The sequence below is a fragment of the Microcoleus sp. SVA1B4 genome (assembly GCF_036700545.1).
Lineage (GTDB): Bacteria > Cyanobacteriota > Cyanobacteriia > Cyanobacteriales > Microcoleaceae > Microcoleus.
In genome coordinates, this window is sequence record NZ_JAUBPB010000018.1 from 28,186 (window position 1) to 41,506 (window position 13,321).

At 44.6% G+C, this 13,321-nt stretch carries 9 protein-coding genes and 1 pseudogene; 4 read left to right on the forward strand and 6 right to left on the reverse strand.

Features of this window, described 5'->3' with window-relative positions; all coding sequences use genetic code 11:
• Positions 1 to 43: 43 nt before the first annotated feature.
• The gene (locus tag QT987_RS11155; protein ID WP_333239791.1) at positions 44 to 1,636 is read right to left on the reverse strand and encodes a glucose-6-phosphate isomerase; all 1,593 of its coding nucleotides are present in this window, start codon (positions 1,634 to 1,636) and stop codon (positions 44 to 46) included.
• A 463-nt stretch (positions 1,637 to 2,099) separates the two neighbouring features.
• Here QT987_RS11155 and dusB point away from each other — a divergent pair, with 463 nt between their 5' ends.
• Positions 2,100 to 3,110: a tRNA dihydrouridine synthase DusB gene (gene dusB, locus QT987_RS11160; RefSeq protein WP_242724764.1), complete on the forward strand. Its 1,011-nt coding sequence runs from the start codon at positions 2,100 to 2,102 to the stop codon at positions 3,108 to 3,110.
• Positions 3,111 to 3,345: 235 nt separating this feature from the next.
• On the forward strand, positions 3,346 to 4,266 hold the full coding sequence (gene argF / locus QT987_RS11165) for an ornithine carbamoyltransferase (RefSeq protein ID WP_333052921.1): 921 nt from the start codon (positions 3,346 to 3,348) through the stop codon (positions 4,264 to 4,266).
• Positions 4,267 to 4,541: 275 nt separating this feature from the next.
• Here argF and QT987_RS11170 read toward each other — a convergent pair whose 3' ends face one another.
• The 5 genes and pseudogenes from QT987_RS11170 to QT987_RS11190 all read right to left on the reverse strand — a co-directional run bounded on the left by QT987_RS11170 (position 4,542) and on the right by QT987_RS11190 (position 9,302).
• Complete coding sequence (locus QT987_RS11170; RefSeq protein ID WP_333239793.1) at positions 4,542 to 5,123, reverse strand: Uma2 family endonuclease; 582 nt, start codon at positions 5,121 to 5,123, stop codon at positions 4,542 to 4,544.
• A gap of 185 nt (positions 5,124 to 5,308) precedes the next feature.
• A complete protein-coding gene (locus QT987_RS11175; RefSeq protein ID WP_333239795.1) occupies positions 5,309 to 6,922 on the reverse strand; it encodes a family 10 glycosylhydrolase in 1,614 nt (537 codons plus the stop codon).
• Positions 6,923 to 7,014: 92 nt separating this feature from the next.
• Positions 7,015 to 7,155 (reverse strand): annotated as a pseudogene (locus tag QT987_RS11180) (alpha-E domain-containing protein); the annotation flags it as partial.
• A 4-nt stretch (positions 7,156 to 7,159) separates the two neighbouring features.
• Complete coding sequence (locus QT987_RS11185; RefSeq protein ID WP_333239797.1) at positions 7,160 to 7,942, reverse strand: hypothetical protein; 783 nt, start codon at positions 7,940 to 7,942, stop codon at positions 7,160 to 7,162.
• Entirely contained in the window at positions 7,935 to 9,302 is a 1,368-nt protein-coding gene (locus tag QT987_RS11190) for an AAA family ATPase (protein WP_333052917.1), read from the reverse strand. The genes QT987_RS11185 and QT987_RS11190 overlap by 8 nt, the downstream gene beginning before the upstream one ends.
• A 222-nt stretch (positions 9,303 to 9,524) precedes the next feature.
• Here QT987_RS11190 and QT987_RS11195 point away from each other — a divergent pair, with 222 nt between their 5' ends.
• The gene (locus QT987_RS11195; protein WP_333239799.1) at positions 9,525 to 11,534 is read left to right on the forward strand and encodes an Eco57I restriction-modification methylase domain-containing protein; all 2,010 of its coding nucleotides are present in this window, start codon (positions 9,525 to 9,527) and stop codon (positions 11,532 to 11,534) included.
• Between the two features lie 316 nt (positions 11,535 to 11,850).
• Entirely contained in the window at positions 11,851 to 13,215 is a 1,365-nt protein-coding gene (locus QT987_RS11200; RefSeq protein WP_333239801.1) for an MFS transporter, read from the forward strand.
• The last annotated feature ends 106 nt before the right edge of the window (positions 13,216 to 13,321 follow it).

Here is a 13,321-nt window from a genome sequence, read left to right on the forward strand (position 1 = left end):
ATTAAAAGTGACTAATTTCACTTTTAATGTTTAATTCTACTGTTTAATTCTGTGTATAACTTGCAGTTAAAGTAGCCGGTTGTCCTAATTTGCCCTCCAAAGCTACGCCGCGCCCGTTTGCTGCCAAATGCCGCAGAGTTTTGTAAATTGTCTCGATTTGCTCTGGTCTTCCGGCTTTTTTGGCTATTTCTGATACAGAAAGAGGTTTTTGGGCGTCTTTGAGCACTTGCAGTACCCGTTGCTGCAAATCTAATACAGCAGCGGCTGCTTTTTTGCCTGCTTCAACCCCTGGCTGGTGATAGGCATTGACATTCACCAAGGAACCGTAAAAACCTACGGCTCTTTCGTAGAGGGCGATTAATGCTCCTACTGTCTCCGGGTTGACTTGGGGAATTGTGACAGTAATGGAATCTCGGTGATTTTCATACAAAGCTTGTCGAGTTCCCTGCAACAAACCAGACAAATAATCTCCTGAAGTGACGCCTGTTTCTACTTCTGGGGAAATGCCTTGCCTGTCTTGCAAAACTTCGATAAATGTTAGGAAGAAATTCGCCACGCCGTCTCGCAGTTGCTGGACGTAGGCGTGTTGGTCGGTGGTGCCTTTGTTGCCGTAAACTGCGATTCCTTGATGAACTGTGTTGCCGTCTAAATCTTCCTGTTTGCCGATCGATTCCATGACTAATTGCTGCAAGTAGCGGCTGAACAATAGCAGTGAATCTTTATACGGCAAAACTACCATATCTTTTTCGCCACGTCCGTTGCAAGCAAAATACCAGGACATTGCTAACAAGGCGGCGGGATTATGTTTGATTTCGGTGGTTCTGGTAGCTTCGTCCATGACTTTAGCGCCGTCGAGCATCGCCCGAATGTCGATGCCTTGCAAAGCTGCTGGCAAAAGTCCGACTGCTGACAATTCGGAAGTGCGTCCTCCCACCCAATCTGCCATTGGAAAAGTGGTAATCCAGCCTTCGGATTTGGCTAATTTGTCGAGTTGGCTGTCAACTCCGGTGATGGCAATTGCTTGTTTGGCAAAATCCAGTTTTTCGGCGGCGAAGGCTTTTTGAACTTCGATCATGCCGTTGCGGGGTTCGGGGGTGCCGCCGGATTTGGAGATAGTAATTACTAGGGTGCTGGCTAATTTGTCTTTGATTTTGTTGAGGATGCGATCGATCCCGGCGGGATCTGTGTTGTCGATAAAATGTATTGCTAGGGGCGGAATGTCTGGGGATAAAGCTTCGGAGACAAATTGGGGGCCGAGGGCGGAACCACCGATGCCGATCGAGATTATATCGGTAAATTGCGGAGCAAAGGGCGGTTTAATATCGCGGTTTTGAACTTTCTTGACAAATGCTTCGACTTGTGCTATGCCTTCGACTATTTCTTGTTTTAATTCTGGAGTCGGAGCTAAATCGGGGTTTCGCAGCCAGTAGTGGCCCACCATCCGGTTTTCGTCGGGATTGGCGATCGCACCTGCTTCCAAAGCTGCCATGTCTTTGAAAGCTTTGTCAAATTTGGGCTTCAGTGCTGCTGCGAAAGCGTCGTCGAATCCCATGCGGCTGATATCGAGGTAAAGTCCCAATCCAGAGTGATAGTAAAGCCAGTCTTGATAGCGTTGCCAGAGTGCTGCGGCGTCCATAGGAATTCTCTACAATTTTTTTAATGTTCGATCGGCGTCGTCAGGAATCAACCAATTGTAGTTTAAAACGATCTGATGTACGGCTTTTGCATAATCCCAATAAATTTAAGCATTAATCGTCTGAAGGCAGCCGGAACAGAAGGCAGTCAGAGCATTCGGCAGAATTAAACAATAAAAATATGACTTGGGCAACAGTCTTAGTAGGTAGATCCCTCATTAATGGTCACACCCCATAGATAGATCGAAGCGCCACAGAGATTTAACTGTAGTCGGCGTTGGCGTTTGGGCCATGGTTTCACAATATTCAAATTCGGGCGATCTGGATGTGTAAAATAGGCATTGCGGTCAGGTTAAATATACTTTTAGCTGTCACTCAATAATCGGCTAAAAATATAATTAACAACTGTCAACTATCGGAAGTGTAGTATAATATACAGATATTAGAATTAAAGTGCGATCGACTATGCTTGCTCTATCTCCCGAATTAAAAGAAAGGTTAGCAACTCCGCTCAAAATCGGCGATTTTGAAGTTAAAAGTCGCGTCCTGCAATCGCCATTATCCGGCGTTACCGATTTGGTATTTCGCCGCCTGGTGCGCCGCTACGCGCCGGATTCGATGATGTACACGGAAATGGTAAACGCTACGGGTTTGCACTACGTGAAGCAATTACCGAGAATTATGGAAGTTGACCCGAACGAGCGCCCGATTAGCATTCAATTGTTTGACTGCCGGCCGGATTTCTTGGCAGAAGCGGCCCAGAAAGCAGTGGCAGAAGGAGCGGATACTGTTGATATTAATATGGGGTGTCCGGTTAACAAAATTACTAAAAACGGCGGTGGTTCTTCCCTGCTGCGAGATCCGGAAACAGCCGAGGCAATTGTGCGGGCTGTTGTGGAAGCGGTAGATGTTCCTGTCACGGTTAAAACTAGGATTGGTTGGACTGACAAAGAAATTAATATTTTGGAATTTGCCAAGCGGATGGAAGATGCGGGAGCAAAAATGATTACCGTGCACGGCCGCACTCGATCGCAAGGTTACACCGGCCCGGCAAAATGGGAGTGGATTCGCCGCGTGAAAGAAGTTTTATCGATTCCAGTTATTGCTAACGGGGATATTTTTTCAGTAGAAGCAGCAATGCGATGTCTGGAAGAAACCGGTGCAGATGGAGTGATGTGTTCGCGGGGAACTTTGGGCTATCCTTTTTTGGTGGGAGAAGTTGATTATTTCTTGAAAACTGGTGTGGAAAAGATAGCTCCGACACCAATTGAACGTCTCGAATGTGCTAAGGAACATTTGCGGGCTTTGTGGGAATATAAAGGTGAAAGCGGTGTTTGCCAAGCGCGCAAGCACTTAACCTGGTATGCTAAGGGTTTCCCCGGCGCTGGGGAATTGCGGGGCGTGTTGGCTGTGGTAGAAACGGTTGAACAAGGTTGCGATTCGATCGATCGCGCGATCGAGCAATTGCCCGCATAAACCTTACCCGCAGAGGTCAGTCGATTTTAGATTTTAGATTTTAGATTTTAGATTTACTTGCAGCATTGAATGTGGGAGCTTGAACTTTAGTCTAAAATTTTAATATCGACCCTCATGAGTGTACGTGGCACGGTATCCGTTTTTGGGCGGAGTCAACTAGGGATTACAGAAACAAAACCAGCCTCTGCGGGCTAAGATTTAAGACAAAGTTAAAAATTTGTGTGTGGGGGAAAGCATGGATTCCTTAAAAGGGCGAGATTTATTAAGTCTGGCAGATTTAAGCATTGACGAATTAAATTATTTGCTGGATCTAGCAGCCAGTTTAAAATCGGGAATGGTCAAGCTGAAACGCAATAAAGTTCTCGGCTTGTTATTTTCCAAAGCTTCAACGCGAACGCGGGTAAGTTTTACGGTAGCAATGTATAAATTGGGAGGGCAAGTCATTGACCTTAATCCCAACGTTACCCAAGTCAGCCGCGGTGAACCTTTGGTAGATACAGCCAGGGTTTTAGACAGATATTTAGACATTTTGGCGATTCGGACGTTTGAGCAAAAGGATTTAGCAACTTTTGCCAACTATGCGAAAATTCCTGTGATTAATGCGCTGACAGATGACGAACACCCATGTCAAGTGCTGGCGGATTTAATGACAGTAAAAGAGTGTTTTGGCAAGCTAGAAGGATTGACCCTGACTTATTTGGGCGATGGCAATAATATGGCTAATTCGCTGATGTTGGGCTGTGCAATGACGGGAATGAATGTAAGAATTGCTTGCCCTCAAGATTTCGGACCCAATGCTGAGATAGTGGAAAAAGCTAAGAATATTGCTCAGGGAAAAACCGAAGTTACGGTGACGACGGACGCAGAAGCTGCTGTGAAGAATGCTCAAGTGATTTATACTGATGTTTGGGCGAGTATGGGACAGGAAGAGGAAGCAAAAATCAGGATTCCTTTGTTTGAACCATATCAGGTAAACGAACAATTGCTGAAGTTAGCAGATAAGAATGCAATTGTATTGCACTGTTTGCCCGCACACCGGGATGAAGAGATTACCGATGCAGTGATAGAAGGCAGTCAATCGCGCGTTTGGGATCAGGCAGAAAATCGGATGCACGCTCAGCAAGCTTTGCTCGCAAGCATTCTGGAAAGCGATTAGGTTTGTAGTAACGACTTCAGTCCTTAAAGATGTTGTCAGTAAATATGTCGCCATTTCGCCAGTCCGCCAGGGGTTTAAACCCCTGGCTCAAAGCTTAAGTCGGTTAAAACCGACTGCGATTATTAGATTTATTGTATCGATTTGTTAGGCAAATAAAATTGCCGATGAATTCAAAATAGTTGGCGGTTTTACAAACAGATTAAATACTTGCCTCTCTCTCTGCGCCCTCTGCGCCCTCTGCGGTTAATAAAAATTATTAATTTCGCAGCGCGCACCTATGGCATAATTGGTGGCAACATTGCCTGAATGGCGATATTAAAAGTAGGAAATTGCAACGGAGAAACGATCGCGCTTTCTCCCAGAATAACCTCGCTTTGATACCCATCTTCCGCAGGTTCTCGAAAAACGTGCAGTTGTCTTTCGCCCACATTTAGCACCCAATAATCGCCAATTCCCGATCGCGCATAAATTTTAGCTTTAATTTCGCGATCGAAAGTTAAGCTGCTGTCTGCCACTTCGATAATTAGATATACCTCTGAGGGCGTCGGATGGTGAGTCGCATAGTCAAAAGGATCGATTCTGACTACGGCAATATCTGGTTCGGGTTCAGAATTGTCATCAAGGGCGATCGGATCTTGCATACGTACCCAGGCAAGATTTCTAAAAAGGTATTGCAGCAAGCTATCTGTACGCCCTAAAGCGGAGGTGTGAGCAGTTCCTTTTGCACTCATTTTGATGATATTTCCTGAAAGTAATTCGACTCGTTCCTCTGGGTGAAAAAATCCCATCTCTCCCAGCTTGTGATACTCTTTAACTGTCCATTTACGGAGCGTGAAAGCAGCTTCTGTTGTTAGCATATCTCGATTGATAAATTTATAATTTGATGTGGAATGATTTTATTTTAGCTTATGATATTAACTGGTTCCCAGGCTCTGCCTGGAAACCGATATCTAGAGGCTCTGCCTCGCAAGCTTTTATGGAAATTGGAGGCACAGCCTCCGGATCTGCGTTACCAGGCAGAGCCTGGTAACGAGTAAAGCAGTTAAGATGCTCCGAGATTGATTTTTGTTACGTCACCGGCGACAACATTAACTGTTTGTTGAATTTGACTACCGTCAACTTTCAACTGATAAGTTCCCGGAGAAAGCTCGATCGCCCCAAACCATCCTTTACCATCGGCGCGCAGTTGACGCACCGCGCCAATATCATCGATCGACTGCAATGTCAAGCTCGCACTGTCGCAAGTTTGAGCGCACCGCTGCAAATTTCCGGCGATCGCACCTGTAGTCGGCCGCGACTTCCAAGGCATATCGGGAACGGCTGCGGTTGTCGCCCACACAGGCTGAGTTTCATAGGTTTTGCCCGTCGCAGCATCAACGTATTGACTCGGCTGCGACAGCGCGGTATAGAACAAATCGTTGCTTTGGGGAACGTATTTCCAAGGCTGGCGGGGCAAATCTCCGCTGCCGCCCGATCGCAGTTCCACATTCGTGTACACGTTGCTGCTAGCGTAGGAATACAGCACCGTACCCGCTAGGTTATTCCCTTTCGCAGAAGGCCCTTCGGCGCGACGAATCTGGCCTAGAGTGTCTTCGATGTAGTTGAGGTAATTGCCGGGGCCGATCGCAATTTGGCGGTTGTACTGGTGGTCTTTGGCGTACTCGATCCAGTTGTCGTAAGCGAGTTTTTGCTGCCGTTTGTACTCGCGCTGGTAAGTCATCGGCATCGCCATGTCTACGATCCCTTCTTCGAGCCAAGCGCGCCAATCTTGCAATACTTCTTTGTAAGGCTGCGTTTGATACCACCCTGCCTCGTTTGCTGGGCCGTCTCCCCAGGCGATCGTGGCGGCAGTAATTTTAACACGCGGTTTAATCGCGAGGCTTTCTACATAAAGCTTCCGCACTAAATTTGTCACCTGATCGCGCCGCCACTGCATCCACGCGGGATCGGTGGGTGCGGGTTTGCCCGATCGACCTGTTTGCTGATTGAAACGGGCGATCGCAGTGGGATTGTAGCCCCAAGTCGGCCCGCCGTAGCGCACATAATCCAACTGTACGCCGTCCACATCGTAGCGCTTCAGCAAGTCCAAATAGACGGAAACAGTATAATCTACGGCGTCTGGATGGCCGGGATCGAGATAGCCTTGGGCTTCCCCACCGTAAGTCAGCATTGCCCAATTGTCGCTGCCGGGGGCAGAAGGCCCGTGTTGTTGCCAAACGTGACCGGCGGGAATTTTGGTGCCCGAAACCACCGGCAGCGTCACCATCCAAGCGTGTACTTCAATGCCTGCGGCGTGGGCTTTGTCAATCAAATCTTGCAGGGGATCGAAACCTGCAGGAACGTTGGGATCGAGGGTGCGGGGTTCGATCGCACTCGTGTAAAAAGCATCGCCACGGCGGCGGACTTGGGCGACGATCGCGTTAGCATTTGCCCGCTGCGCGTCTGCGATCAATTTTGTGACTTCTTGAGGAGTTTTGAAGCCGGGGTTGAAGGCGTCCACCCAGAAAGCGCGAAATTCGGCGGTTTGGGTTTGCGGGGACATAGTTGCGCTAGCGCGGGATGGGAAGTTGGAGAACCAACCAGGAGTCAGCAGAAAACTAATTGTTAAGCCAATCAGGAACAAGCTTGACAAAAAGAATGTTTTGGTATTTCGCATCAGAAATGTGTGAGAGAGCGTTTAACAGTCCTTTACGGACTTTTGGTTTGAGCGTCCGCTTGACATTTTCGCACAATGGTACATTAAGTGGGCAGATCGGTAAATAGTTGAGTAATACCGCTGGGAGAGTCGAGAATGAGATTAAAATTGACCTCGGCAAAATGGGCGATATTTTCCGATCTTTCAATATAGCGGTTGAGCCAGTAAATTGAATCCGCTACACCACTTAACATAGTTTTACAGGCTAAATAGGGTTTTAATGATTTTCATTTTGGCTGTATCAAGGCCGGGTTCAAGTTTGGCAATTGGAGTTAGGCTTTTCCACTTGCCTTTATTTGCGTTGAAAATAGCATCTGCTGTTTTTTCGGCATCAATATTTTCAAAGCCGCCTATTTTATTAGTTGATAAGTAATTGAGGCGATCGAAAATCTCATCTCTTGATGCACGTTTCACGCTAACCGCTTCAGGATGTGGCGGTGGTGGTGGTGGTGGCGATATAGAAAACACTTTAGTAATACAATCTAATCTCGCCTTACTCAAACCACATGGTAGCTTAGTCAGAGGGATAAAATCTGACCATTGCTCCCGGTTAGAAGCTAAAATTTTATTGGCAGCTTCAACTGGTTTTACATTCTTCCACTTCTGTTCTTTAACTAAGTATTCAAGTGCAGCTATAATAGTATCTTTTGATGCTGTACTCAGATTGACTGTGGGATTTGCTTCTCGCGCTAGAATCTTCGCTTGTTCAATATTTGATGGTTTTGGGTCAATGACAATACACCATACTAAATCTAATTTGGCTTGTTGAGCTACAGCATAGACAAAGTGATTGCTCACAACTTGATACTGATAGTCGCCTGTTTCTTTAACGATAATCGGAATCCAATTGCGATTACCTGCTTGTAAGACGGCTTCGGCGGCTCCAGCAATGATAAACTCTGACTCAGAGCAGGGTTCTGCTGACTCAATTTTAGATAACTTCAAGTGCATTAACTTACCGATGTTCTCAGAATTACTCATACAAAAAATACTCCTTCGCTAATTTTAAGTAATATTCAGCGGCTTTTTTGTGTTGAAAAACCGCTGGTTTTCGAGAAAAAGCTGCAGTAGAAACAACTTCATATTCTGGAATACAGAATATAGTTGGGTCAATCACCGTTTTTGTAGATTTAGGCCAATAATAGGGTAACAAATTAGTATCTATAAGATAATTATCTCCTTTCTTAACTGTAAGAATTGCTTTAATTTCTGCATTGGCTCTTTTGAGTGAAGCCTCTGTTTCTTTATGTTTATTGAAAAATATCGGCAAGGCAATAGGGCCACCGTCCTTCCTAAGCTTCTTAACTTCAGGTAAGAATACTTTAATCACTTTAGCAGCATTTTTTAAAGATGAAAAGTTATTGTGTTCTGTTGGCATGAGGATTACATCAGAAGCTATTACACAGCTTTTACTAAAAAAAGTCCAGTTCGTAGGTGCATCAATTAAGATGTAATCATAATTACGAACAAAAATATCAAGTAAATCTCGTAGCCTTGCTGAACTTTTCTCAATTTTTGCTTCATACTCATAAGTCATGAACTTAGATAACCCTGAATCAGATGGGATTACATCAAACATCTTAACTAATTGACCAGCTTTATTCTTTAGATAAAATGGTTGAATAGTTTCTTTAACATTCAATGATTCATCAACCAGACAATCCGATAATTTGACTTTTCCCTCCTGTAAGCCTAATGAATCTGTTAAATCTCCTTGTTGTGGATCGAAGTCAACAACAAGCACTTTTTTCTGCTGTAGTCGAAGAATCGCAGCCAAGTTGATTGTCGTTGTAGTTTTTCCCACGCCTCCCTTATCATTATAGATGCAAATTGTTAAAGCTTGGGGTGGATTTTCCAGCAATTTCTTAAGTCTAGTAATAATCTCAATGATATTATCTTTGGTTATCCTCATGCAGTCAGTAGCAGGCAATACGATTTTACCATGTTTACGGAATAGCTGGATATCTGTTGAGTTAGTGATCATACCCCATTGAGATGTTTGGCACTTAGGATCAAGAAGATAACGTGTTATCTGTTCTTTAGTTTTTTTGTACGTGGGAGTACCTTCTGCTAAGTTATTGATTGACTTTCCTGATACTCTCCCTTTAACTTCAATGATTAAGTATGGGTTAATCTTAGAAACTGAAAATTTATCCTCATCGTGATTCTTGCGAGCAGCAAAATCAGCCTGACCCTTCCCTGTTTTAAACTGTTGTACCCACTCATCAGATGTGAATCCAAGTGCATTTAGAAGGCGTTTGACAAATCGATCTTCGACTTCTGGCTCTTCTGCATTCTCTGAAATACTATCTAAAACTTCATTCCAGTTGATAGTTGTCATGATTTAGGCCTAGATACTTAAGTAAAATCATAACGCTTGGTTTCAGTTTGTGTCATCGTTAGCTACCTCCCGATCTAGCTATATGAACAGTCAACATACTTTTGGATAAGTTATATATTTTCTAGTGCGCTTGACATTTTCGCACATCGGTGCAATTTTAGGCGAAAATACACTGAACAGGCGATCCTCTTCGAGGGCTTCGCTAACGCACTTTTTGAACAAATGATAATACCGCACTTTCAAACCCTAGCCCTTCCGGGTAACAGCTACTCAACTGCCAGCAATTTACTCGATCGAGTAGATAGCTGGCGCCAAGAAGCAACCCGAAAGTTGCAGCAAAGCCAGAGAGGAGAAAAAGGACAATTTTTAACACCTTCCTCAGTCGCAAGTTTGATGGCGGGAATGTTTGAATTTAACTGTCCCGATATATCGCTTTTAGATGCCGGGGCTGGTATTGGTTCACTGTTGGCAGCCGTTGTTTGCGAACTTTGTCAGCGCCCAAACAAACCGCACAGCCTGCACGTTACAGCTTATGAAATTGACATTATTTTGATTGAATACCTCAAGCAAACCTTAGAATTGTGCAGTATTGAATGTCAGCGTTTTGGGATATCTTTTACCTGTGAGGTTCGCGAAATAGATTTTATTCAAGACAGCGCCGATATGTTGCAGCCCAATCTATTTACACAACCAGTAAAACGGGAATTTACCCATGCAATTATCAATCCTCCCTATGCCAAAATAGACGCTAAATCCCAAGCCCGAACCTTGCTGCGTTCTATAGGACTAGAAACCAGCAATCTCTACGCTGGCTTTACAGTTGCTGCTGCTCACCTGCTCAAACCAAACGGTGAATTAGTGTCGATTACTCCCCGCAGCTTTTGCAACGGTTTATACTTTCGAGATTTCCGCAAAGTATTCCTTCAAATGATGGCTTTACGCCAACTACACATCTTTGAATCCCGACAGTTGCCATTTCGCGATGATGCAGTGCTGCAAGAAACTATTATTGTGCGCGCCACCAAACAAATAGAACAGCCAAATACTGTACTAATTACCTCAAGCAGCAGCGCGGGCGATGACCTGATTTTATCTCACCAACTGCCCTATACCGCCCTAATTAATCCCAATGATTCCGAGCAATTTATTCGGATTTTACCGGATTCTGTCAGCCAGAAAGTAGTCGAGCAAATGGCTCAATTTACTTGCACCCTAGAGGAATTAGGCTTAACAGTTTCCACCGGAAAAGTTGTAGATTTTCGTGTTCGCTCTGACTTGCGGCTAAAACCTGAGAACGGTACAGTTCCGCTGATTTATCCCGCCCACTTCTCCACGGGCGGTGTTGAATATCCCACAGCCACGAGAAAGCATCAAGCTTTAGCTGTCACGGAAAAAACTGCTACACTCCTCGTACCTAACGAACATTATGTTTTGAGCAAGCGCTTCTCCTCAAAGGAAGAGAAAAAGCGAATTGTTGCAGTTGTCTGGGATGCCCATAAAATTAATAGTTCTCGCGTTGGTTTTGAGAACCATTTGAATTACTTTCACCAACAGGGACGCGGATTAGACCTCACCCTAGCGCGGGGATTGGCCGTTTATCTAAATTCGAGTTTGGTAGATGCGTTTTTTCGACTGTTCAACGGACACACTCAAGTTAATGCTACGGATTTACGCAATTTGAAGTATCCTAATGTAGAGCAATTACTGTTACTTGGCGCTCAAATAGGAGAAATATTTCCTACACAGCGGGAGATTGATCAACTTGTCGAGAGACAACTGCTGAAGGCGACAAATCCGTTAGAAAATAGCCCAATCACAATCAAGAACCGTATTGATGAATCTCTAGAAATACTTGCAGCGCTGGGTTTTCCAAAAGGTCAGCTTAACGAACGTTCCGCCTTAACCCTTCTGGCTTTGCTTGACCTCAAGCCAAAGGATGCTTGGGAATTGGCGAAATCTCCACTTCGGGGAATCACACCAATTATGGAATTTATGGAGGAGGAGTACAGTAAAAAATATACACCAAACACGCGGGAAACTGTGCGCTGCCAAACGGTGCATCAGTTTCTAGATGCAGGTTTAATTGTTGTTAATCCTGACAGTCCCGAACGTCCGGTGAATAGTCCAAAAACTGCATATCAGATAGAAGAAAGTGCTTTGGAACTGCTGCGAACTTATGACACTTCTGACTGGGACAAGAATGTTCGCGCTTACCTCGTTCATTTTAACTGAGATATTGCACCATTGTCAATTACTTGTTTAGGAACAGGCAAGATGCCTGTTCCACAAGAAATACACTCTTTGTGGAACAGGCATCTTGCCTGTTCTTGACAATGGTGCAAGATTTAAGTTTTAACGGAGAACATCTTTTGCAGGCTTATTCCAAAAATGAAAACATTTGTGAGTCAGAATGATGCTAAAATGCACTATTTATATGGCTGCCGCTGGCATCGGAATGGCATATACTGTGATGCCAGGGGTTGAATTGACCGGAATTGTCGATCGCACTCAGTAAATCAAATAAGTAACTAGGTAAAATATCTCTGCAATGGAAAAAAAGCATAACGCTGGATTGTGGGTATCAGTATTATACTTCGCTCAAGGTCTCCCTTACACCGTCGTTAATTTAATGTCGGTGATTTTTTTGAAAGGTATGGGAACCAGCAACGAATTGATCGGATTGACAAGTCTTTTGTCTTTTCCTTGGGTTTTAAAAGGTTTGTGGGGGCCAGTTGTTGATTTGTATTCCACCAAACGCAAATGGATTTTAACAACCGAAATCCTTTGTGCTTTTCTGTTTGCTTTCCTGGCTTTTGGTGTATTAACGCCGGCACCGATTATTATATCGCTTGTTATCTTTACCGCGATCGCCTTTGTGTCAGCTACTCACGACATCGCCATTGACGGATTTTATTTAAACACTCTAAATAAAGACCAGCAAGCCTTGTTTGTCGGGGTTCGCAACACGGCTTATAGAGGTGCTGTCATTGCCGGTAGCGGTTTATTGGTGTTCTTAGCGGGGAAACTGGCCGAACAGCATTTAGTCACTGGAAATACAGGCGACACAAAAACATATCAAAACATTCCACTGTCACTTTTCGGTTCGGATTTTAGCGTGTCGGCGCTTAACTACGGATGGGCGACAGCCTTTGGTATTTGTGCGATTATGTTTGTGCTGATATATCTTTTTCAGCGGTGGTATCTTCCCTATCCTAGAAATTACGATCTAGAATCCGGTGCACCCCAACAAACAACCAGCTTTGTCGAAGCATTCAAAACCTATTTTCAGCAAGATAAAATAGGTTGGATTGTGGCTTACGTCTTAATTTTTAGGTTAGGCGATGCCTTGACGTTTAAAATGGCTCCGCCATTTTTAATGGATAAAGTTGAGAAAGGAGGATTAGCAGTTTCTACGTCGGATATGGGCTTATTATCCGGTACTTTAGGGGTAATGTTTCTGTTAATAGGAGGGTTGCTGGGCGGCTATTTGATTGCTAAACAAGGATTGAAAAAATGGATGTGGCCCACGGCTATTCTGCAAAATTCAACTAACGTGCTGTATTGGCTGTTGGCAATCCATCAACCGGGGATTGAATGGGCTTATGCCGTAAACTCGATCGAGCAATTTACTTACGGACTTGGCGTAGCTGCCTATACAGTGTTCTTGATGCGGACTGTCCGCCCTGAATACGAAGCATCTCACTATGCAATTACAACGGCTTTTATGGCCGCAGGAGTGCTGATTCCGGGCGTTTTTAGCGGCTACTTGCAGGCGAGTCTCGGCTATCAAAATTATTTTTTGATGAGCGCGCTGGCTGTGATTCCCGGTATGCTGACGATTTTCTTTCTGCCCCTAGACGATGAGAAAAAATTGGCATCTATGCCCAGGCCTGGACTGGACGATTTCGATTAATATCAAGTGCGATCGCTATAACTATAAGATTCGGGCGGGTCGGGTAAACCCGCGTTGCACAATTTGAGGATGATTCTTGTGGGGAGTAGGGGTTAGCCGTCCCGCC